The sequence below is a fragment of the Anaerococcus sp. Marseille-Q7828 genome (assembly GCF_949769285.1).
In the GTDB taxonomy this organism is placed as follows: domain Bacteria; phylum Bacillota; class Clostridia; order Tissierellales; family Peptoniphilaceae; genus Anaerococcus.
The window spans coordinates 1,425,172-1,446,881 of sequence record NZ_OX458331.1 but is presented as its reverse complement, the minus strand read 5'-3'; the positions used below and the strand labels follow the sequence as shown (position 1 = coordinate 1,446,881).

Annotated in this window: 21 protein-coding genes, 1 tRNA gene and 1 other RNA gene; 20 read left to right on the top strand and 3 right to left on the bottom strand. The window is 36.0% G+C overall.

Annotated elements, in window-relative coordinates; translation table 11 throughout:
- Positions 1 to 21: 21 nt before the first annotated feature.
- The 16 genes from QNH69_RS06890 to QNH69_RS06815 all read left to right on the top strand — a co-directional run bounded on the left by QNH69_RS06890 (position 22) and on the right by QNH69_RS06815 (position 17,027).
- Complete coding sequence (locus tag QNH69_RS06890; RefSeq protein ID WP_282929761.1) at positions 22 to 723, top strand: ABC transporter ATP-binding protein; 702 nt, start codon at positions 22 to 24, stop codon at positions 721 to 723.
- A 2-nt stretch (positions 724 to 725) separates the two neighbouring features.
- Complete coding sequence (locus QNH69_RS06885) at positions 726 to 4,196, top strand: FtsX-like permease family protein (RefSeq protein ID WP_282929760.1); 3,471 nt, start codon at positions 726 to 728, stop codon at positions 4,194 to 4,196.
- Between the two features lie 150 nt (positions 4,197 to 4,346).
- Positions 4,347 to 4,916, top strand: coding sequence for a histidine phosphatase family protein (locus QNH69_RS06880; RefSeq protein WP_282929759.1), 570 nt, complete (start codon positions 4,347 to 4,349; stop codon positions 4,914 to 4,916).
- Positions 4,913 to 5,923, top strand: coding sequence for a metallophosphoesterase (locus QNH69_RS06875; protein WP_282929758.1), 1,011 nt, complete (start codon positions 4,913 to 4,915; stop codon positions 5,921 to 5,923). Before QNH69_RS06880 ends, QNH69_RS06875 begins: the two co-directional genes overlap by 4 nt.
- The gene (locus QNH69_RS06870; RefSeq protein ID WP_282929757.1) at positions 5,920 to 7,710 is read left to right on the top strand and encodes an AAA family ATPase; all 1,791 of its coding nucleotides are present in this window, start codon (positions 5,920 to 5,922) and stop codon (positions 7,708 to 7,710) included. The genes QNH69_RS06875 and QNH69_RS06870 overlap by 4 nt, the downstream gene beginning before the upstream one ends.
- On the top strand, positions 7,707 to 8,384 hold the full coding sequence (locus tag QNH69_RS06865) for a metallophosphoesterase (RefSeq protein WP_282929756.1): 678 nt from the start codon (positions 7,707 to 7,709) through the stop codon (positions 8,382 to 8,384). The genes QNH69_RS06870 and QNH69_RS06865 overlap by 4 nt, the downstream gene beginning before the upstream one ends.
- Positions 8,384 to 8,917: a class IV adenylate cyclase gene (locus QNH69_RS06860; protein ID WP_282929755.1), complete on the top strand. Its 534-nt coding sequence runs from the start codon at positions 8,384 to 8,386 to the stop codon at positions 8,915 to 8,917. Before QNH69_RS06865 ends, QNH69_RS06860 begins: the two co-directional genes overlap by 1 nt.
- Positions 8,918 to 8,975: 58 nt before the next feature.
- Positions 8,976 to 9,902 (top strand): aspartate carbamoyltransferase, encoded by a 927-nt coding sequence (gene pyrB / locus QNH69_RS06855; protein WP_282929754.1) that lies wholly within the window; start codon positions 8,976 to 8,978, stop codon positions 9,900 to 9,902.
- Complete coding sequence (locus QNH69_RS06850) at positions 9,895 to 10,323, top strand: aspartate carbamoyltransferase regulatory subunit (protein WP_282929753.1); 429 nt, start codon at positions 9,895 to 9,897, stop codon at positions 10,321 to 10,323. Before pyrB ends, QNH69_RS06850 begins: the two co-directional genes overlap by 8 nt.
- Position 10,324: 1 nt before the next feature.
- Positions 10,325 to 11,518, top strand: a complete 1,194-nt coding sequence (locus QNH69_RS06845; protein ID WP_282929752.1) for a dihydroorotase — start codon at positions 10,325 to 10,327, stop codon at positions 11,516 to 11,518.
- Entirely contained in the window at positions 11,502 to 12,365 is an 864-nt protein-coding gene (gene pyrF / locus QNH69_RS06840) for an orotidine-5'-phosphate decarboxylase (protein ID WP_282929751.1), read from the top strand. Before QNH69_RS06845 ends, pyrF begins: the two co-directional genes overlap by 17 nt.
- Positions 12,352 to 13,071: a dihydroorotate dehydrogenase electron transfer subunit gene (locus QNH69_RS06835; RefSeq protein ID WP_282929750.1), complete on the top strand. Its 720-nt coding sequence runs from the start codon at positions 12,352 to 12,354 to the stop codon at positions 13,069 to 13,071. Before pyrF ends, QNH69_RS06835 begins: the two co-directional genes overlap by 14 nt.
- Positions 13,068 to 13,967: a dihydroorotate dehydrogenase gene (locus tag QNH69_RS06830; RefSeq protein WP_282929749.1), complete on the top strand. Its 900-nt coding sequence runs from the start codon at positions 13,068 to 13,070 to the stop codon at positions 13,965 to 13,967. Before QNH69_RS06835 ends, QNH69_RS06830 begins: the two co-directional genes overlap by 4 nt.
- A gap of 8 nt (positions 13,968 to 13,975) precedes the next feature.
- Positions 13,976 to 14,557, top strand: coding sequence for an orotate phosphoribosyltransferase (pyrE, locus tag QNH69_RS06825; protein ID WP_282929748.1), 582 nt, complete (start codon positions 13,976 to 13,978; stop codon positions 14,555 to 14,557).
- Positions 14,558 to 14,655: 98 nt separating this feature from the next.
- Complete coding sequence (locus tag QNH69_RS06820; protein ID WP_282929747.1) at positions 14,656 to 15,357, top strand: glucosaminidase domain-containing protein; 702 nt, start codon at positions 14,656 to 14,658, stop codon at positions 15,355 to 15,357.
- Between the two features lie 35 nt (positions 15,358 to 15,392).
- Positions 15,393 to 17,027: an alpha amylase C-terminal domain-containing protein gene (locus QNH69_RS06815; RefSeq protein ID WP_282929746.1), complete on the top strand. Its 1,635-nt coding sequence runs from the start codon at positions 15,393 to 15,395 to the stop codon at positions 17,025 to 17,027.
- A gap of 16 nt (positions 17,028 to 17,043) precedes the next feature.
- On the opposite strand, the gene cbpB is transcribed toward QNH69_RS06815, so the two are convergent.
- The 3 genes from cbpB to QNH69_RS06800 all read right to left on the bottom strand — a co-directional run bounded on the left by cbpB (position 17,044) and on the right by QNH69_RS06800 (position 18,000).
- Positions 17,044 to 17,508 (bottom strand): cyclic-di-AMP-binding protein CbpB, encoded by a 465-nt coding sequence (gene cbpB / locus QNH69_RS06810; RefSeq protein ID WP_282929745.1) that lies wholly within the window; start codon positions 17,506 to 17,508, stop codon positions 17,044 to 17,046.
- Between the two features lie 132 nt (positions 17,509 to 17,640).
- Positions 17,641 to 17,908: signal recognition particle sRNA large type (ffs, locus tag QNH69_RS06805), an RNA gene on the bottom strand.
- A tRNA-Ser gene (locus QNH69_RS06800) sits at positions 17,908 to 18,000 on the bottom strand. Before QNH69_RS06800 ends, ffs begins: the two co-directional genes overlap by 1 nt.
- A gap of 87 nt (positions 18,001 to 18,087) precedes the next feature.
- Between QNH69_RS06800 and dnaX the strand changes: the two genes are divergently transcribed.
- From dnaX to QNH69_RS06780, 4 genes are read left to right on the top strand one after another with little or no spacing between them, the layout of a single operon-like run.
- On the top strand, positions 18,088 to 19,764 hold the full coding sequence (gene dnaX, locus QNH69_RS06795) for a DNA polymerase III subunit gamma/tau (protein ID WP_282929744.1): 1,677 nt from the start codon (positions 18,088 to 18,090) through the stop codon (positions 19,762 to 19,764).
- Between the two features lie 11 nt (positions 19,765 to 19,775).
- Positions 19,776 to 20,111, top strand: coding sequence for a YbaB/EbfC family nucleoid-associated protein (locus QNH69_RS06790; protein ID WP_282929743.1), 336 nt, complete (start codon positions 19,776 to 19,778; stop codon positions 20,109 to 20,111).
- The gene (gene recR, locus QNH69_RS06785) at positions 20,111 to 20,716 is read left to right on the top strand and encodes a recombination mediator RecR (RefSeq protein WP_282929742.1); all 606 of its coding nucleotides are present in this window, start codon (positions 20,111 to 20,113) and stop codon (positions 20,714 to 20,716) included. Before QNH69_RS06790 ends, recR begins: the two co-directional genes overlap by 1 nt.
- The gene (locus tag QNH69_RS06780; protein WP_282929741.1) at positions 20,709 to 21,659 is read left to right on the top strand and encodes a hypothetical protein; all 951 of its coding nucleotides are present in this window, start codon (positions 20,709 to 20,711) and stop codon (positions 21,657 to 21,659) included. Before recR ends, QNH69_RS06780 begins: the two co-directional genes overlap by 8 nt.
- Positions 21,660 to 21,710: the final 51 nt, after the last annotated feature.

The following is a 21,710-nucleotide window of genomic DNA, read 5'->3' as shown; positions in this document are numbered from 1 at the left end:
GTAAAAAATAGAAAGGCTATTATGGCATACATTCAATTAAACAATCTAACAAAAGAATACAAGTCTGGTGACTCTACCATACTTGCTAATGATGATATATCCTTTGAGCTAGAAAAAGGCAGGCTACTAGTAATAGTTGGTGCCTCAGGAGCAGGAAAAACTACACTTTTAAATATCCTTGGTGGTATGGAAAAGGCCACTAGTGGCGATGTTCTAATCGATGGCAAAAATCTAGCGGAACTTTCTGATATGGATCTAACGACCTATAGGAGAAATGACGTAGGCTTTGTCTTTCAACACTATAACCTAGTGCCAAATCTTACAGCTCTTGAAAATGTTGAGCTATCCTCAGAAATTGCCGAAGACCCCCTAGATGCAAATCTTGTACTAGAGGAAGTAGGCCTAGGACAAAGGTCAGAAAACTTCCCATCCCAACTATCTGGCGGAGAGCAACAAAGAGTTGCCATAGCAAGGGCCCTTGCCAAAAATCCAAAGCTATTGCTATGTGATGAACCTACAGGAGCCCTAGACTATGAAACAGGCAAAAACATCCTAAAACTTCTCCAAGATGCATCTAGATCTATGGGAGCAACAGTTATAATCATAACCCACAACTCCCTCATAAAACCTATGGCAGATGATGTCATAGAGCTTCGTGATGGAAAAATAGTGGAAAATTATGTAAATGACAATCCAAAGCCAATTGATGAAATCGAGTGGTAATTATGAATAAGACTTACTTTAAAAATATCCTCAAAGATATTAAAAACACCAAGGGCAAGGTGGCATCCATTGCTATAATGGTAGGACTTGCCGCCCTAGTGGTGGTAGCACTTACCTTGACTGGGCCATCTATGAGAAATACTCTTGATAAGTCCTTAAAGACCTACGATCATGCTGATATTATAGTGACCTCTACTTATGGATTGGATTATGAAGATGAGCTGATTTTAAAAAGAGACCCAGACATAGAAAAGATGACCAAGGTCAAAACAGCCGACCTTATGGAAGGGGAGAGTTTAATAAGGCTTAAATCCTACAATAAAGATATTAAAAAGTCTATTGTTGTAGAAGGGCGTATGCCAGAAAAATCTGGTGAGATTGCCCTTGATATTGGCCTTGCAAGTAATAGAAAAATAGGCGATGAACTAAGCTTTTCCTATATAGAAAATGCCAGAGTTGACGAAGAAGTGATGAAAAGTCTGACCTACAAGGTCGTAGGTTTTTTCAAATCTTCTGATTATTTTATGGAGGATATGAGAGAGATATCTTTTACTGCCAAAAAGGAAATCGATGGATACGCTTTTGTCATGGAAGATGATTTTGATACGGACAAATTTGGCGAGATTAATATATCCTACAAAAAAACTAAGGACATGGATAGGACAAGCGATGAATACCTAGCCTATGTGGACAAAAAGCAGGAAGAAATCGAAGAAGCCTTTGCCAATCGTCCTGGAGAGGTTTTGGCTGATATAAGAAGTGACAGCAAAAAAGACCTAGATGATGCCCAAAAAGACATAGACGATGCTAAAGATCAAATCTCAGATGCAGAAAAGAAATTACAAGACGGTCGCAAAGACCTAGACCAGGCAAATATTGACTACCAAAAAGGCAAGGAAGATTTTGCCAAAGAGATTGCCGACGCTGAGAAAAAACTTGAAGATTCAAAAGCTGAGCTCATTAATGGACAAAACGAACTTGAATCTGGCAAGCTAACTTATCAAAATAACCTTAGGAATTTTAAGGATAAAATTAGCGCAGCAGAAGCTGAGCTTAAGGCTAATGAAGAAAAATTAGTAAGTGGACAAGCAGAAATTGACCAAGGCAAAAAAGACATTGAAGGGGGATATAAAAAGCTAGATGAAGAATTTGCAGGTCCTAGAAATGAACTTGCAAAGGCTTTAGAAAAACTTCAAGCGACTAAGGCAGAACTGGATGCCAAGAAAGCAGAAATCGACCTCTTGGAGTCCTCAAATAAAAATCCAGAAGCCAATGAGAATGTGCCTGAAGAAAATCAAGAAGCCCCTAAGCCTAGCCCAGAAGAAATTGCGGCTATGAAGGCCCAGCTAGAGCAAGGCTATCAAGAATATGAAAAGGGTCTAGCAGACTATGAAGCTAATAAAAATGACCTAGAAAATCGCTATAATAGTGAAAAATCAAAGATTGACTCAGCAAAGGCTGAATTAGATGCCAAGCAAAAGGAAATTGACCAAGGCTTTGGCAAACTTACAGCAGGTAAGGAAGAGCTGACAAATAACAGAATTTCTGGCCAAAGAGCCTTAGACTCTGCCAAAGCACAAATAGATCAAAACCAAGCTAAGATTGACAAGGGTTGGACTGATTATAAGGCTGGCCTAAAGAAGCTTGCCGACGAGAGGACCAAGGGCCAGAAAGAATTGGAAGATGCCTACCAGGAAATCTTAGACGGGGAAGAAGAGTATAAGACAAATCTTTCTAAGTTTGAAAATGAGAAAAAGGACGCCCAAAAGGGCATAGCTGATGGTAAAGATCAAATATCTGATGCCAAAGACACATTGGCAAGACTAGTCGACCCAGAATATGATATCCAAACTATCAGAGATAACGAGGGGATCAATACCTACTATCAAAACTCCCTAAATATGGACGAGCTTACCAAGGTTTTCCCGACATTTTTCTACCTGGTTGCCATGCTTGTAACCCTTACAACCATGAAGCGTTTTATAGATGAGCAAAGAACAATTAATGGGACCTTGAAGGCCCTAGGATATTCAAATAAGCAAATCAGCCAAAGATTCTATCTATATGGGATAATCCCAACATTTATTGGCTCAATTATTGGCGCAATCATTGGAAGATTTGTAGTAGCAGAAGTTATTATAAAGGCTTATTCCTCAGGATTTGGAAACCTAGGCATAGACTATGTCAATCCATTGCCTTACATGGTCTTTGCGGTGATTCTATCGTCGCTATTAGTTGCCCTTACAGTCTTTTTATCATCAAAAGAAACTTTAAAGGAAACTCCGGCTGCATTATTACTTCCAAAGTCACCAGATCCAGGCAAGAAGATAGTCTTAGAAAAGATTAAGCCAATCTGGAAACGCCTATCATTCTTGCAAAAGATAACATCTAGGAACTTATTTAGGTACAAGTCTAGGATGTTTATGACCCTATTTGGAGTAGCTGGCTGTACAGCCCTAACCTTCTTTGGTTTTGCTATGATTGATTCAATCAAAGATACCATAAACCTTCAAAAGGATATGATTAGCCACTACGATGTGATAGCTGTTGTAGATGAAAAGGCCAAAGATTCTGACATAGAAAGCTTTAATAAAAAGATTAAGCCATACAAGTCCCATCCTATCAGAATGGAAGATGTAAAGCTAAAGGGCGATGATAAGACCCGTGAAGCTTCCCTAGTTGTGGCAAATTCAAGAGATGACTTTGATTCATTTATAAGTCTATATGACTTAAAGAGAAATCCTATAAAGCTAGAGGGTGAAGAAGCTGTTATGACTGAAAAAATTGCCAAAGCCCTTAAGCTTGCCCCTGGCGATACCATAAAGCTTTCCTACAAGGACAAGACCTATGATTTCACTATAAGTAATATAGCGGAAAATTACACTGGTAACTATATCTACATGGATAAGGAGAAATTTGAAGCCATAACAGGAGGTAAACTTACAACAAACGCCACTTATCTAATAGGAGATGCTGACCAAATTATAGAAGATATAGAAGATGAATCAGCAGTAAACGCCATCATCAATTCAACTGTAATCTACGCATCAATTGATGTGCTTATGGCAAATCTTAACCTAGTTATAGGGGTCATAACCCTAGTTTCTGTAATGCTTGCCCTAGTAGTTCTCTACAATTTGATAAATATTAATGTAAGCGAGCGTAAGAGGGAGCTTGCAACTATCAAGGTCTTAGGATTTTATCCAAAAGAAGTGACATCTTATATATTTAGAGAAATATTTATTCTAACCATACTGGGAATAATTCTTGGATATTTCCTAGGAATTGCAATGTTTAGATATATAATATCTGTTGTTGCACCAAGAGACATACTCCTAGCCTACAGGGTCCATTTTATACCGTTTTTATACAGTGGACTTATCACCATAGCAATTTCCATAGTCTTACTATTGATAGTTCATAATAAGCTAAAGAAGATAGACATGGCTGAAGCTATGAGTAGCGGGGAATAAATAGGGTATCTAATTTTATAGTAGATAAAACTTAAGCAATTAAGTGATACTTAGATATTCTTAATTTGAGTTTTTCACCCAACAAAGACAAGGTCCTTGGCCTTGTTTTTGTATGGGGATAGTTTAATATAAAAGGACAAAGGAGTAATAATGAAGATTATTTTAGTAAGACATGGCTTGACTGAAGCAAATATGTCAAGTCTTTATTCACTTGATAGTACAAAACTTAGTAAGAGCGGATTTAATGTTTTGGTAAACACTAGGCGCGCCCTAGAAAAATACAAGATAGATAAGGTATACACATCAGCCTTGCTAAGAAGCCAACAGACTGCTAAGATGCTAGGCTTTGAGGATTTTACCCCGGATGCTCGCATCAATGAACTAGATTTTGGAGATTTCAAAGGCCAATCTTTTGTAGAAGTAAGGACCAATTACAAGGAATTTTTCAAAGAACAAGACAAAGATCCATTTAATACCAGATATCCAAATGGTGAATCTAGGATGGATCTTATCAAAAGAACTAGCGAATTTTTGGATGAGATTTCAAAGAAAAATGAAAATGCCCTTTGCGTAAGCCACGGCATTGCCATCAAGTCCTGTTTATTTTGGATTCTCAAGGATCTAGGCGATTGGGAAAGTTTTTGGATTGAAAATGGTGCAATCACAGTTTTTGACGTCAAAAGCAACATTAAATTAATAGAAAAGGTAAACAATCTATGAGATTTATCCACCTGGCAGATGCTCATTTGGCGGATAATTCGACTTTTAGCGATGACCTTGGTTCTTTCATTAGGAAAAATACCTGGCAGTCCTTTGAAAATATCTTTGCGACCAACAAAGATGTAGACTTTGCCCTTATAGCAGGAGACCTCTTTGAGAGGTCTTACTTTTCATCCAAAGATTTTGCTAGACTCTTTGCCATTTTTGAGGAATTTGGCAAAGACATTTATTATGTAACTGGCAACCACGATTACTTTGATTCCTATAATAAGATTTTTCTAAACCAAAAACCAAACAATCTCCATATCTTCACAAGCGAAAAGCTATCTATGTTTGAAAATGAAAGAGTGAGAATCTATGGACTTTCCTATACCGATAGAATATATGCTGGGGACTTTCCCTATGATATCTCCTTGGATAGGGATTATTATAATATACTTTTGGCCCATGGAGATATATCTGATAGCCCTACAAATTACCTAGATTTAGATAAGGATAAGCTTAGCCAAGTAGGCTTTGACTATGTGGGTCTTGGCCATATACACAAGGCTAGGTCCTATAAAAACATCCACTATCCATCAAGCATAGAACCACGCTCTTTTGCAGATACAGAAAATTTTGGTTATATCTTATATGATAATGGAAAGCTTAGTCATATAAATTCTAATCTAATGGAATTTAAGACTTTTGACCTATCTTATGATGATTTTGCTGATGAAAATGCCTTGATAGAATATGTAAATCAAAACTTGTCGGATAAGAAAAATATTCTTAGACTTAAAATTAGGTCAAGAGATAGCATCAATAGTAAAAATATCCAAAATCAGCTTAGGGCAGATTTTTCTTTTGTAGAAATAGATCAAAGTTTGGATATGGAAAATCTATCTAGCCTTTATCCTAATACACTTTTGAGCAAATTTGAAGAAAGCTTAAGAGATAAGGATGACGAAATATCAAAACTTGCCCTAAAGCTAGGTTGCGATGCCATACTAAGGAGCAAAAAATGAGTCTTTGTATCGAGAAATTATACATAATCTCCTTTGGTCAATTTGAAAATGTTCATATAGAATTTTCCCCTGCCTTTAATCTAATCTACGGCAAAAACGAATCCGGCAAGTCCACCATAGTAAGTTTTATAGAAGGCCTACTCTATGGTTTTGACGATGGGAAAAAGGTCCGCCACTTTAACAAGAAACAGGAAATCTATAAGCCCACACATTCATATAAGTATGCTGGCTTCGGGATTTTTAGTAAGGATGGGACAAATTACAGGATAAGCCGCAATTTCTTTGATGGGACATATGAGATTTATAATCTGGACACTAATGAAGTAGTAGAATCTAAGGCCAGTAATCTCAACTATCCAGGAGAGTTTCTCCTTGGAATAGATTATGATTTGTATAAAAATCTAATTGCCAATTACCAAAGCCAGGAATCCTTAGCTGCTATAAAGGATAAGATTAGTGAAATACTAAGTTCTGGCGATGATTATTACTTTTCTCCAGCCCTTGCCATAGAAAATCTAAAAGGGAGACTGGCAGAGATTGGCACTCCCAGGGCATATACCAAAGCCTATGCAAAAACCACTGAGAAGATAGAAAATCTAGAAAATGATCTGGCCTACCTTAAATCTTTGAGGAAGAATTACAATAATGACTTGGAAAAACTTTACAAAAATAGAGACAAAATAGACCGACATAGGCAGGAATTGGACGAACTAAAAAAGATTAGGGATGACTATAGGGACAACCCATCTTACAAGAGCTTAGAAGAGCAAATCAAATACCAAAACGAGCTTAATTTCATAGAAAAAGAGCTGGCCAAATACGAAGAATACAAAGATTATAATCTAGACGATTCTCATAATAAGATTGATTGGAGAAATTTCCTCATCTACGCTCTTACTTCCTTATTTTTTGTCATGCTCTGGTTACAAAGCAAATTGTCATATCTTTTGGCCCTTGCCTTTGTTTTGCCCCTAGTGATTTATTTTATAGAAAAGTACAAAAAGGGAAAAAATACAGATAAGAAGTATAATCTAGATGAAAATTATATAATTTATAAGGGACTTATCAAAGATAAGGAGAGACTAGTAGAGCTTATAAGAGTCCTAGAAATGCAAAATTCTAATCTAGAAGATTATTTGGCCATTAAAAATGTCGATATCAATGAGATATACGATAAGATTAGCAAGATTGACCAAGATTTGCAAAAGCTAAATGACGACAATTTAGCCTTGGAGAAGAATTTGGCAGCTGTTGAGGAAAAACTTTCAAAGGAAGTTGACCTAGAAGATGATCTAAACTTTCAAAAAGAAAAACTTTCCCAAATGGAAAAAGAGATAGAGGCGCTAAATCTTGCCATAGAAATAATTGATGAGATAAGCAAAGATAATAATTCAAATCTTGTCAAGCACAGCAAGGAAGTTTCACATATAATCTCCCAGCTTTCCAAGGGCAAGTATGAGAAAATCACCTATGATGAAAATCTTCTGCCAGAAATTTTACAAAAGGACGGCAGCTATTTGGATTTGGATAGGCTTTCCACAGGTTTTTATGACCAGATGAATTTTGCCTTTAAATTTTCTATTAACGAGCAAAATCTGGATACTTTTATGATATTTGACGATGCCTTTATAAATTATGACCTTGATAGACTGAGAATCGCCCTATTTTACCTATTGGACCTAGGAGATTTTAGGCAGATAATATATTTTACTTGCCATGGGCGAGAGGAAGATATTTTAAATAGTGAAGGGATTGATTATAAGATAATTGATTTGGAGGATATATGATCTATGGACTAGCTGACTTGCATTTAGATTATACAGAAGAAAAATCCATGGAAGTCTTCGGTGATGGCTGGAAAGATTATCAAAATAGAATATTTGACAAGTGGAATGACATCATTAGTCCAGATGATACGGTTTTACTAGCTGGTGATATATCTTGGGCCATGGATTTGGATCATGCCTATATTGATCTAAAAAAGATTGATGAAAAAAATGGCAGAAAGATTATCCTTAAGGGCAACCATGATTATTGGTGGACTTCGCTTAATAAGATCAACAATTTGGGCCTTTCGACCATAGATTTTCTCCAAAACAATTCATTTACCGTAGAGGGCTATGAGATTTGTGGGACTAGGGGATGGATGAGCAGGGATAGCAAGGACTTTACAGACCACGATGAGAAGGTCTTTAATAGGGAGCTTATGAGGCTTGAAAATTCCCTAAAAAATGCCTCTGACAAAGAAAAGATAGTAATGCTCCACTACCCACCAATCAATGTAGATAGGACCTTTAATGAGTTTTTTGATATTTGCAAGGACTACAAGGTCAAACACCTTGTCTACGGCCACCTCCACGGTATTGGCCATAGGCTTATCAAAGAGGGGATTTTTGACGGTATAGATGTTAAATGTATAGCAGGCGATTATATAAATTTTGAAGCAGTGAGGATAGGATAATGCAAAGAGAAATTGAAGTAAAAGTTTTAAATATAGATGTTGATGAGATGGAAGAAAAATTGTTAGCCTTAGGCGGCCAAGAGGTAAGCTGTGAATATCAAACCAACTACACCTTTGCCCCAGAAGAGGGAGCTTTTTCCAATGGCTACCTAAGAATTCGTGAGACCAAATTCACTGATGATAGTAAAAAAATCGAGCTAACCTTTAAGGAAGTTGAAAATGTAGATGACTTTAGAGTTAACAGGGAATACACTGTAAATATTGATTCTATTTCTATGATGACAAAGATCCTAAACCAATTGGGAGTTTCATTGCAGTTTAAAGGAGAGAAGGAAAGAAGATCATATACCTACAAGGGTCAAAGATTTGATATAGATATTTGGGATAAGAATACCTACCCAGAACCATATATGGAAATTGAATTTACTAACAAGGATAAGGTAGATGAAGTTCTCGATGATTTGGCTATTGATAGGGTAAATGTCACCACTCAATCTATCAGCGAACTTAGAGAAAATTTAAAAAATTCATAAAAATAGTTGACAGGTCAATTTATTTCGTGTAAAATTGAAAAAAATTAAGGAGTGCTAAATGATCAAAATTAAAAACTTATTAAACTCAGAAGATTTGACAAAAGAAGATTTATACGAAATTGTTGATTTAGCAAATGAAATAGTTAAGAGTCCCAGTGACTTTTCTCACATATGTGATGGGAAGTTATTAGGGACTCTTTTTTTTGAGCCTTCAACCAGGACTAGACTATCATTTGAATCAGCAATGAACAGACTTGGCGGCAGGGTAGTAGGCTTTTCTGAAGCAGCTAGCTCATCAACCACCAAGGGAGAAAGCCTTGCAGATACAGTAAGGACAGTAAGCCAATATGCTGACATCATAGCTATGCGCCATCCACAAGAAGGAGCTGCATATCTAGCAAGCCTTACAGCAGATTGTCCAATCATAAATGCTGGCGATGGCGGCCACCAACACCCAACCCAAACCCTTACAGATATCCTAACCATCTGCCAATACAAGGAAAGCTTGGATAACCACGTCATAGGTATAGTTGGAGATTTGAAATACGGTAGAACAGTTCATTCACTTATCAAGGTTATGAATATGTTTGATAACAACAAATTCATCCTAATCTCACCAGATGAACTAAAATTACCACAATATGTTAAAGAAGAAGTATTTGATGAGAATTCTCAATATGAAGAAGTTAGAAACCTAGAACAAGTCATAGGAGAATGTGACATATTATATATGACAAGGATTCAAAAGGAAAGATTCTTCTCAACTAGCCAATACACAAGACTTAAAGATTCCTATGTCCTTGATAATGAAAAGATGAAAGATGCTAGGGAAGATATGATAATCCTTCATCCACTACCAAGGGTAAACGAAATTGCAACAGAAGTAGACAAGGACCCAAGGGCAGTTTACTTTAACCAAGTAAAATACGGAATGTATGTCAGAATGGCTCTTATCTTGAAATTATTGGAGGCAAACAATGCTTGAGATCACAAGTTTAAACAACGGCGTAGTAATTGACCACATAAAAGCAGGCAACGGCCTAAAAATATTTAACCTACTAGGCCTAGAAGAATTAGAAGAAGAAGTTGCACTTATCCTAAATGCAAGCAGCGAAACCATGGGCAAAAAAGATATTATAAAGATAGAAGATCATACAGATATTAATCTTGATGCAGTAGCCTTGGTAGATCCAAGTGCAACAGTAAATATCATCAAAAATGAAGAGGTTGTTGAGAAGAAATCTATAGAATATCCTCAAACAATCACAGATATCCTAACCTGCCAAAACCCAAAATGCGTTTCAACAAGCGAAAGATCAGTTGAAAGCAAATTTATCCTAATAGACAAAGAAGAAAAATCTTACAAATGTGCCTACTGTGGCCACATTTACGATGTAGAAGAATAATATGAAACAAGTATTTACCAATCATTATTCTTTTGATGATGTCAAAATCACTAGAAAACCTATCTATGTAGAAGATGGAATCATAACAGAAGCTTTTGAAATAAATGATGACGTAGAAGTCATAGACTGCGAAAATCTTACCTTAGTTCCAGCCTTTACAGACCTACACGTACATTTCAGAGATCCTGGTTTTACCTACAAAGAAGATTTAGAAAGTGGATCCAAAGCTGCCTTAAAGGGTGGCTTTACTTCTGTGCTTTTGATGGGAAATACCAAACCAACTGTATCAAGCCCAGAAATCTACAATGACATCAAAAAACGTGCCAAAGACCTAGATTTGATAGATATAGACCAAGTTTATACTATAACTGAAAACTTTGATGGCAAAACTCTAGACCACCTAGAATCGATGCCAGTATCTGTCAAATTCATCTCAGATGATGGCCACGGTGTTAATGACGATATGACCATGTATAAGGCAATGATTGCAGCTATGGATAAGAAAGTAAGGATGACCCTCCACGAGGAAGTTGCTCAAGTTTCTGCCATAGACTATGAAATAGCCGAAGATGCTATGACTCTCAGGGATTGCTATTATGCCTACAAGCTAAATTGCCCAGTACATTTTTCCCATGTATCAACCAAGGGAGCCATTACTGCCATAAAATACTTCAAGGACCTAGGGGCACCAATAACCTGTGAGGTTACCCCACATCACTTATACTTTGCTGACAAATCACGCGATGAGATGAGGGTCAATCCACCTATAAGGCGTGAAGAGGATAGGCTAAGTTTAATTGAAATGATAAAAAATGGCACAGTTGATTGTATTTCAACCGACCATGCTCCACATTCAGCCAAGGAAAAGGAAAATGGAGCACCAGGATTTCTAGGTCTTGAGACAAGTTTTTCAACATGCTACGAAGTCTTGGTCAAATCCGGAGAGATTTCCATAAATCATCTTATAAAACTAATGTCTACCAATCCAGCAAGCTTACTTGGTCTAAACAAGGGAAAACTTGACATAGGTTATGAGGCAGACTTTACTTTGATAGACTTAGATGAGACCTACACTTATACAGAAGATGAGATCTTATCCAAGTCCAAGAATTCACTTTTAATAGGCAAAGACCTTTCTGGAAGAGTGAAGAAAGTTTACAAGAAAGGTGTTTTAAAATATGAAGATAATAGATAGACTTTACCAAGAAGTTAGCAAAAAAGGCTTTGTATGTGTAGGCCTAGATACTTCTATGGATTATTTGCCAGCTTCTTACAAAGAGGGCAAGACCATCAGCCAGGCTTTGGTGGATTTTAACAAGGAAATCATAGATGCAACAGCTGATATAACAGCTATTTATAAGCTTCAAATAGCCTACTACGAATCCTACGGAATCGAAGGAATGATGGCTTATCGTGATACATTGGCATATTTGAGAGAAAAAAAACTTCTTTCTATAGGAGATGTCAAAAGATCAGATATAGCAGCATCTGCCAGCCAATATGCCAAGGCCCACTTTGAAGGCGACTTTGAGACAGACTTTATAACCCTCAACCCATATATGGGCATGGATTCTATATCTCCATATTTGCCATACATAGAAAGTGGGAAAAAGGGAGTATTTGTCCTCTTACGCACATCAAACCCTGGCGCAAGCGACTTTGAAACTCTAAGTGTTGATGGCAAAGAGCTATTTTACCAAATAGGCGATAAGATAAAGGCCCTAAACGAGAATTATCTTGGAGAGTCTGGCTACGGTCCAATAGGTCTAGTAGTTGGAGCAACCCACACTGAAGAAGTAGAAGAGATCAGAAAAAGATATGACAAAGAATTTTTCCTAATACCTGGTTTTGGTGCCCAAGGAGCTGATTCATTAAATGTTTACAAACTTCTAAATGACAAGAACGGAGGAGTTGTAAACAATTCTCGTGGTGTACTAAAAGCATATTTAAACTACGAAGATGGCAATGATAATGTTGGCAAATACGCAAGACTTGCAGTAGAGAAAACTTTAAAGGATATATCTATCAATGAAGACTTATAAAAAAGGCAAAGTTTTAGAAAACATAGAAATTGGGCCAAATATATACAAGATGACCCTAGATATGAGCCTTGATGGAAAGCCAGGTCAGTTTTTTATGCTAAGGTGTGATTCCTTTAGAAACGAACCTCTCCTATCCCGTCCCTTTGGCATTTGTGATGATAACAATCTAACAATTTTATACCAAGTTGTAGGTGAGGGGACAGATATTATGGCAGGCCTTACAAAAGGCGCTGAAGTAAAGATCTTAGGTCCTCTCGGCAATGGCTTTAGGATTGATGATACAAAGGATAAGAAGATAGCTGTAGTAGCTGGTGGCATAGGTATTGCTCCACTTTTATATCTAGTAAAAAATCTAGATACCAAGGCTGATTTTTATGCTGGTTTTACCAATGATCCATATTTCACCGAAGAGTTTAAGCCTTATGTCAAGTCGATTACTTACACATCTTTTGAAAAGGACGGCAAATTCATCACAGAGGCCTTTGATCCAAATGACTACGACCTAATATATGCTTGTGGACCAAATCCAATGCTTAAGGCAATTCACGACATGAATGAGACTGCTGAGATACAAATATCCATGGAAGCTCACATGGCCTGTGGGATTGGGGCATGTCTAGGATGCACAGTAGAATCAGTAGATGGCGAATTTATAAGAGTTTGCAAGGATGGTCCAGTCTTTGATTCTAGGGAGGTATTTGAGTGAATTTATCCGTAGAAATAGCAGGAGTTAAGTTTAAAAACCCAGTAATTGCAGCAAGTGGGACCTTTGGTTTTGGTAGAGAATTTGGAGAATATATAGAGTTATCAAAACTTGGTGGCATATGCTCAAAGGGACTCACCCTTAAGAAAAACCTTGGCAATAAGGGGATAAGGATCCATGAAACTCCTGCAGGAATTATGAATTCTATTGGCCTACAAAACCCTGGCATAGAATACTTTGTAGATATTGAACTCCCATATTTGTTAGAACAAGATACCGTTGCCATAGCAAATCTTGGAGGTCACTCTGTAGAAGAATATGTTCTTGGGGCAGAGATTCTGGATAAGACTGATGTTCCAATGATTGAACTAAATATATCTTGTCCCAATGTCAAAGAAGGTGGCATGGCTTTTGGAACTGACCCAGATAAGGCTAGGGAAGTCATTTCTAAAGTAAGAAAAGTCACAACAAAACCACTTATAGTTAAACTTTCACCGAATGTTGGATCCATTCCACTTTTTGCAAAACTTGCAGAAGATAGTGGAGCTGATGCCATATCTTTAGTAAATACCTTTAACGCCATGGCTATAGATATAAGGGCAAAGGCCCCAGTTTTTGTTAACAAAACAGCAGGTCTTTCAGGTCCAGCCATAAAGCCAATAGCCCTAAGAATGGTATATGAAGCAGCTCACTCAGTAGATATTCCTGTAATTGGTATGGGTGGGATAATGAATTACGAAGATGCTCTTGAGTTTATTATGGCAGGTGCGACTGCTATCCAAGTAGGAACTGCAAATTTCATCGATTACAACACAATGATAGATATTAACAAAGGCATAGAAAAATATTTAGATGAAGAAAAGATCGCATCTTTAAGTGAGATTATAGGAATTATATAGGAGAAACAATGGATAGAACATTAGAATTACTCAAAAAATCAAATGCACTTTTGGAAGGTCACTTCTTATTATCATCTGGCAAACACTCAGATAGGTATATCCAATGTGCAAAACTAATCCAACACCCAGAATATTGTGGGGAAGTGGCAGAAATCATCGCCCATAAGCTTAAGGAAAAGAACATAGACGTAGACCTTTGTCTAGGACCTGCTATGGGAGGGGTTATCATCTCCTATGAAGTAGGAAGAGCCCTTGGTCTAAATGCTATCTTTACAGAAAGAGTAGATAATATCATGACTCTTCGCCGTGGCTTTGAAATCCCAGAAGGTGCAAAAGTAATCATAGTAGAAGATGTCATTACTACAGGTAAATCATCTTTTGAAAGCGTTGAAGTTGTTAAATCATATGGTGCAGAAGTCGTAGCCTTAACATCAATAGTTAATAGGTCTGGTCTAGATGAAATAAATGGCTTGCCAGTAGTTTCTGCTACAAAAATAGATGTCAAAAGCTGGGATCCAGATGATCTTCCAGAACATTTAAAAGATACACCTGCAATAAAGCCAGGTAGTAGGATAATGGAAAATAAATAAGCTAAGACGAAGCTAGGGAAAATCCCAAGGCTTCGTTTTTTCTTTTAATATCATTATAAAAAAAGGTATAATGATTTAAAGAAATGAGAAGGTAGCTTATGAAAAAGACAAAAACTATAAACATAATAAATGGCATTTGTATATTTGCCTTATTATTTACGATGTCCATAGCTAGAGCTAGTAAAGTTGAAACCTCAAAGTCTTTGAATTCTGGTATCAATGAAATAAATTATCAGACGACATTACTTAGACAGTCAAGGGCAATCAAGTACGAAAACCTAGCTAGGGACCTTGAAGATTTTAAAGAGAAAGGATCAAGTGGAATTGATTCTTCAAATATGTTATACCTATTAAATACTAATCAATTTAGCGCTGACGAGCTAGAAAATGCTATCAAAGACACAGGCCTTGCTGGCCTTGGCAAAGATTTCAAGGCAGCAGAGGATAAGTACGGAGTAAATGCAATTTTGCTTATGGCCATGGCAAAGCATGAGACAGGCAATGGAACAAGTGAACTTTTTAGTGATAAAAACAATCTATTTGGCTTTAATGCTGTAGATGATGATCCCTACAACAAAGCCAGCCACTTTGAAACTCCAGCAGATTCTATAGACACCCTAGCCAAGCACTTAAAAGAAAATTACCTAGATTCCAAGGGTTCATATTACAATGGTGTATCAACCGATGGCATTGGCATATCCTATGCTACAGACCCTGATTGGGCAAGTAAGGTAAATTGGATGATGATAGAAGTAAGTCAGAATATGATAGATTCATTTAGACAAGAGGCAGGCTATTAGTCTGTCTTTTTTAAAAGACTAGAAAGGGATTAATAATGGATACAAAAGATTATTTAAATGGCAAGGCAAACGATGCCTATAGCTACTTTGGACCAGTTAAAAAGACTAAGGGATATATGTTTAGAATATGCCATCCACATGCTAAAAAAGTTGAAATCATTGGAGATTTTAACGACTGGCAGCCTAAGAAAATGCGTGGATATGCCTCAGGAGTCTTTACTGTAACAATTAAAGAAGCCAAAAAAGGGGACAGGTACCAATTTCTAATAACCGATGCAAATGATGAAGTAAGAAAGATTGTAGATCCCTTTGCTCAAGAAATTATAGTTGAAGAAAAATGTTCGGTTGTTTCTGACAATTCCTATAAATTTAAAAATAAAAAGCTAAAGACAGACAAGTTAAATATATATGAAGTATACATGGGTTCATTTCTTCATAATAACCCTGATGATTTGATTAAATACGCCAAAGAACAAAACTTCACCCACATCAAGTTTATGCCAGTAAGCGAATACATTAACTATAAATCAATGGGATTTACGAGCTCAGGTTTGTTTGCCTATAGTAAACGCTATGGATCTAGTCTTGATTTTAAGAAATTTATTGACAAATGCCATAAAGAAAATCTGGGCGTTTTAATAGATTTAGACTTGGCGCATTTTGATTGTGATCCATATTATCTCAAAAGTTTAGAAGAGTATTTTGCTTATGATTATGATGATATCAAGTATTCTTATTATGGAGATATGAACTTTGACCCAACTAAGGACTTTACAAAATCTTATTTGAAATCAGCAGTTAATTTTTGGCTTAAGGAATTTAACCTTGATGGGATAATGCTTACAAATGTTGAAAATATGATTTATTGGCAGGGCGATGAGGCAAGGGGAGAAAATGATAAGTGGATAGACCTATTAGGTGATTTGATAGAAGAAATTCACAAAAACAAGGCCCTAGCCCTAGCAAGTTTTAATGGAATTTACAAATACGACTTTGACTTTGACTACTGCATAGACTATAGCTTAAGACCTATCATAAGGTCCATGCAAGATTTGCCATACAAACGAGATTCCTACAAAAAAGAGATAAATTCATTGATTGGATCAGATAATAGTAAGAAAATCTTAGGCTTTAACTATATAGATAGCTTCCTAGATGAAGCAAGCTTATTTATGAAAATAAATGGCAGCAATGATAAGTATAAACAATATAAGGCTATGCTTACTTTGCTTTATAGTCTAAATTCGAAAAAATTACTCTTTAATGGAGATGAGATAGGTTCTGATCTAACATTTTCAGTTTATGATAATATAGATTTGGACGAACTTAGTGAAGACCAGGTTTATCTTAATGATTTTTACAAAGATATTTCAAAACTATATCTAAAAAAAGAAGAACTAAACCATGTTGATTCAACAACTAAGCTTCTAGATGTAGAAGGTTATAGCCTTTACGCTTTTATTAGATCATATAAAGAAAAGAAATTACTTGTCATAATGAACTTTACTGACATAGACTATGAGATAAAATCGCCATATGACTTAGTGGAACTTATCAATTCTTCAGATCTTAAATATGGAGGTAAGGGTAATATAAATGGCAAGATTAATCAAAATGAAACTATATTTATAGAAGATTTTGGGGCATGTGTATTTGAAATAAAAAAATGATGGGTGTAAAAACTCATCATTTTTTTGTAAGATCATATTCATTTTCTATATTGTGGGCTATGTAGGTAAATCTTTCTAGAACTATCTTTCTAGGGATAATCCCTAAGAAATAGCCGTTCTTGTGGGTGATACATATAAAGTTATTGTTTACCAAAAGCCTTAATACATCTTCAAGATTATAATTATCAAAAAGCATTGGAACCATCTGATTCATAACCTCAGAAACTTTAAAATCAGCCAGTTGGTCCTCATCAAATATGGAAAGTTCGTGGGCTGAAGTGAATATATTTGATATAGATATAAGACCTCTAACCCTGTTTTTATTATCAAGGACTGGAATAGTTTGATAGCCAGAGGATGACAAGACCAAGATAGCATGAACTAGGTTATCGTCTTCGTGAACTGTAGCAACATCGCTAGCTGGAATCATTATATTTTCTGTAGGTTGTTTAAACATTTCTTCTACAATTTTTCCTATCATTACTAACTCCTCATATCTAATATTATAAACTATTTAGATATATATTTAAAGTTAAAAAAAGGTTGCTGCAAGCAATAAACATTCTCATTAATATTAGAATAATTTATGTCTCTTGCAACAACCAAAATATGTAAGCACACCCAGCGTCGAAATATAAATCCATTGTAGTTTCTAGTAAGCTTCGCTCATGATAGGTGACCTTGCGGCACACAGAAAGATCTACTTAATGCTGCTACGTTCCCGTCCTGACATGGTTCATAGTTTCCTGTTGCGCAAGACCCATCAATCAACACGAGTCTTACTAGGCTTATAACAAAAATGTATCCCTCTGACTGGGGATTAAACCCTGCTGTAGCGAATCGCAGGTTACAAGGCATCGCTAGTTCCCCGTCTAGTGCGTGGCGGAGAGCATGGGATTTGAACCCATGATACGCTTAAAACACGTATACACGATTTCCAATCGTGCTCCTTCAACCACTCGGACAGCTCTCCTTATGATTAACATATAAAATTATACCCTAAGATTATTCATATGCAAAATTTCTTATGGTATAATGATTAAGATTAGAAAGGAAGATTATGGCAAAAGCTTTATATAGACAATATAGGCCAAAGACTTTTGATAGCGTCCTAGGCCAAGATAGGGTTGTAAATGTCCTCAAAAACCAGGTCAAATCCGGCAATATCAGCCATGCTTACCTATTTTCTGGCGAGCGTGGCACGGGAAAGACAACTTGTGCAAAGATCTTTGCAAAGGCAATCAATTGTCTTAACCCAAAAGACGGTTCACCCTGTATGGAATGTGAAAATTGCAAGGCTATAGAAGAAGAAACTACCATTGATGTAGTAGAAATGGATGCTGCAAGCAACCGTAGGATAGATGACATTAGAAACTTAAAGGACAATGTAATCTACCCACCCAATAAACTTAAATACAAGGTCTACATCATAGATGAGGCCCACATGATAACAAGAGAAGCCTTCAATGCTCTCTTAAAAATCATGGAAGAGCCACCAAGTCATTTGGTCTTTATACTTGCAACAACAGAAATAGAAAAAATTCCATCAACAATTCTTTCAAGACTTCAAAAATACGAATTTAATAAGATTGATGAAAATAAAATAAAAGAGCAAATAGACTATATCCTAGAGGATAGGTCTATAAGTATGGAAAATGAAGCCATAAGGTTAATTATTAAAAAAGCCAATGGTGCCATGCGTGATGCTCTTTCCATCCTAGATCAAGTATTATCTTTGGAGAAAGAATCCTATAAATTAAGTGAAGTGGAAAACTTGCTTGGCGTAGTAGACTTTTACGATATAGATAAACTAGCTAGAGCAATAGCCCGCAAGGATTCATCTAAGGCTTTGGACTTAGTATTTACTCTTAAAGAAAATAATAAAACCAATAAGGATATCATAGATTCTTTAGTTAGTTATTTTAACGACATAATGATCTATAAGATGAGCGAAAATGATAAGTTTTTCGAAAATGAAGAGAGGCTAAGCTTTATAAAAAAACTAGCCAATGACATAGATTTTTTTGACATTGGCGATTATCTTGACATATTGATTGACTATGGAACAAGGCTAAAGCAAGTTGACAATACTGATGTCTTGACAGAACTTTGTATACTAAGACTAGTAAAACTTAAAAATACCAAGAGCTTAGAATCGAGAGTCAGAGCCTTGGAGATGGCTAGTCCAGCCGATATCGATGATTTGGTAAATAAGATTGTTGATAATAGATTAGCGAATCTAGACAATTTACCACAAAGACCTAATATTAATAGTAGTCAAGGTGAAAAAACACTCGAAGTAAATGAGCCAGATGAAACTTTAGCAGAAGACAAGGATGATATCCCAAGAGAAGATAATAACCAAGAAGATTTTGAAGAAATAAAAGAAAGAAAGCTTTCAAAATCACAAGAGTTGCAAGTCCAGGATATGATTATAAAAACTGCCGGAGGGATTTTCCATGAATTCTTCCGTGACCAGGGTTTACAATACAAAATCGACGGCAATAAGTTTATCTTAGCAGCAGATAAGGAATTTTATAGGTTCATTTTAGAAAAGAAAACTGACGATATAGAAAGAAATCTTATGGAAATCTTAAATGGTGCATATATATTTACTATTGCCACAAGCGAAGATTTAAACCATAATGATAATAAGAAGGATACAAAAATAGAAAAAAAAACTGACAATTCACAAAGACTATTAGATGTTTTTGGTGAAGATTTAGTCATAGAATAGGAGAGATAAATATGGCAAGAGGCGGATTCCCAGGCGGAGCAAATATGAACAATATGATGAAACAAGTTAAAAAGATGCAAGAGCAAATGGAAAAGGCTCAGCAAGAGATTGAAGAAAGAGAATTTGAATCAACATCTGGCGGCGGCGTTGTATCTGCAACAGTCAATGGCAAAAAAGAAGTCCTAGCTATCAAAATTGACCCAGATGTAATCGACCCAGAAGATAGTGAAATGCTAGAAGATTTAATTATTGCTGCTATTAATGATGCAATGAAAAAGGCAGATGAATACAGTGGAGAGACAATGGGCAAACTAACAGGTGGACTAAACATACCAGGTCTTATGTAATGGCAATCTATCCAGAAAGTTTAGATAATCTAATAGAACAATTTCAAAAACTTCCAACTATAGGCAGAAAATCTGCTGAAAGACTTGCTATGAGCATAGTTACTAGGGATAGGGATAGTGTAGAAGATTTTTCTAAGGCACTTATTGAGGTCAAAGAAAAGATTAAACATTGCGACATATGTGGCAACCTCACAGAAAATGATACATGTGATATTTGTAAGGATATCACCCGTGAAGATGACTTCATTTGCGTAGTCGAAGATGTAACTGACCTCATAGCAATAGAAAAATCTCACGCCTATCACGGCAAATACCACGTCCTAGGTGGTTTGATATCCCCATCAGATGGCATTGGCCCAGAAGAGCTAAATATAGATAAACTTATCAAAAGAATTGATGAAGATGGGGTAAAGGAGATAATACTTGCAATTTCTTCCACTATAGAAGGAGAAACAACTAGCCTATTTTTATCAAGCTTATTAGCCAAAAAAGATGTCAGACTATCAAAGATTGCTCAGGGCATACCAGTTGGATCAAACATAGAATACTTCGACCAACTTACCCTAGAGCGTGCAATAGAAGATAGGAGAGAAGTTATTGAATAAAAAAATAATAATATTATTAACCTTTATTATTCTTCTAACAGCTTGCAGGAAAAAGGAAGAGCCACAAGCTCCTGCAGAAAAACCTGCTATCAAAGAAGAAATTAAAGAAGAAACAAACAATATCAATATTAAACCAGGAACATTTGCATCTAAAGTTATTCTAGAAAATATAGAAGATGATAATTTTGATTTTAACATTGATAAGACTAATAATTATAGCAAAATTGAACAAAATGACTTTGATGTCGCAGTTGTTCCTGGCTACTTAGCCCCTTACTATTACAACAAAACTAATGGAAATATTAAGGTTGCTGCAATCACATCGACAGGAAATCTATACTTGGTAAGTGATCAAAAAATAAACAACCAAATGGACTACAAGGGCAAGAATTTCTATATAGCAGATTTGGCCAATAATCTAAGCAAAATTGTAGAAAACAAGCTAGGCCCATTAAACTTTGTCCTAAGGCTTAATGTAGAATACTATAAAAACTTAGATGAAATAGTAGAAAAAATGGAGCATTCATCAAACTATGTTGCAATTCTAGCTGATCCTTATTACACCAGATCCTTAAGAAATACCCAATACGTATCTAGTGTTGATGACTTGCTACAAATGGGTGAGGGAGACTTTATCAGCGAGGTTATTATAGTAAATAATAATTACTTAAAAAATAACGAGGAGACCTTCAAGGATTTCCTAAAATCTTATAAAGAAGCTTCTGATAAAATAGGTAAAAATACAAGACTATCCAATGACCTATTAAGTACTTATGATATCACAGAAGATGAAGCAGAAAAGGCCCTAGATAAGATGAATATCACATATGTAAGTGGCCAATCAATGAAAGAAATCTACGGAAAATTCATTGACCAATTATACCAATTAGATAAAAACATATTCTCTGGCGACAAACCAGGAGATGATTTCTATTATAATTAAGAGCTTAGGCTCTTTTTTTCTTTAGAAATTTGCTATAATAAAGTATAGGAG

Coding starts and splice junctions, on each gene's coding strand:
- dnaX (WP_282929744.1), top strand. CDS start 18,088: ATGGCAAAAGCTTTATATAGACAATATAGGCCAAAGACTTTTGATAGC.
- recR (WP_282929742.1), top strand. CDS start 20,111: ATGGCAATCTATCCAGAAAGTTTAGATAATCTAATAGAACAATTTCAA.
- QNH69_RS06880 (WP_282929759.1), top strand. CDS start 4,347: ATGAAGATTATTTTAGTAAGACATGGCTTGACTGAAGCAAATATGTCA.
- pyrB (WP_282929754.1), top strand. CDS start 8,976: ATGATCAAAATTAAAAACTTATTAAACTCAGAAGATTTGACAAAAGAA.
- QNH69_RS06875 (WP_282929758.1), top strand. CDS start 4,913: ATGAGATTTATCCACCTGGCAGATGCTCATTTGGCGGATAATTCGACT.
- QNH69_RS06865 (WP_282929756.1), top strand. CDS start 7,707: ATGATCTATGGACTAGCTGACTTGCATTTAGATTATACAGAAGAAAAA.
- QNH69_RS06890 (WP_282929761.1), top strand. CDS start 22: ATGGCATACATTCAATTAAACAATCTAACAAAAGAATACAAGTCTGGT.
- QNH69_RS06860 (WP_282929755.1), top strand. CDS start 8,384: ATGCAAAGAGAAATTGAAGTAAAAGTTTTAAATATAGATGTTGATGAG.
- QNH69_RS06845 (WP_282929752.1), top strand. CDS start 10,325: ATGAAACAAGTATTTACCAATCATTATTCTTTTGATGATGTCAAAATC.
- cbpB (WP_282929745.1), bottom strand. CDS start 17,508: ATGATAGGAAAAATTGTAGAAGAAATGTTTAAACAACCTACAGAAAAT.
- QNH69_RS06820 (WP_282929747.1), top strand. CDS start 14,656: ATGAAAAAGACAAAAACTATAAACATAATAAATGGCATTTGTATATTT.
- QNH69_RS06790 (WP_282929743.1), top strand. CDS start 19,776: ATGGCAAGAGGCGGATTCCCAGGCGGAGCAAATATGAACAATATGATG.
- pyrE (WP_282929748.1), top strand. CDS start 13,976: ATGGATAGAACATTAGAATTACTCAAAAAATCAAATGCACTTTTGGAA.
- pyrF (WP_282929751.1), top strand. CDS start 11,502: ATGAAGATAATAGATAGACTTTACCAAGAAGTTAGCAAAAAAGGCTTT.
- QNH69_RS06815 (WP_282929746.1), top strand. CDS start 15,393: ATGGATACAAAAGATTATTTAAATGGCAAGGCAAACGATGCCTATAGC.
- QNH69_RS06885 (WP_282929760.1), top strand. CDS start 726: ATGAATAAGACTTACTTTAAAAATATCCTCAAAGATATTAAAAACACC.
- QNH69_RS06835 (WP_282929750.1), top strand. CDS start 12,352: ATGAAGACTTATAAAAAAGGCAAAGTTTTAGAAAACATAGAAATTGGG.
- QNH69_RS06870 (WP_282929757.1), top strand. CDS start 5,920: ATGAGTCTTTGTATCGAGAAATTATACATAATCTCCTTTGGTCAATTT.
- QNH69_RS06850 (WP_282929753.1), top strand. CDS start 9,895: ATGCTTGAGATCACAAGTTTAAACAACGGCGTAGTAATTGACCACATA.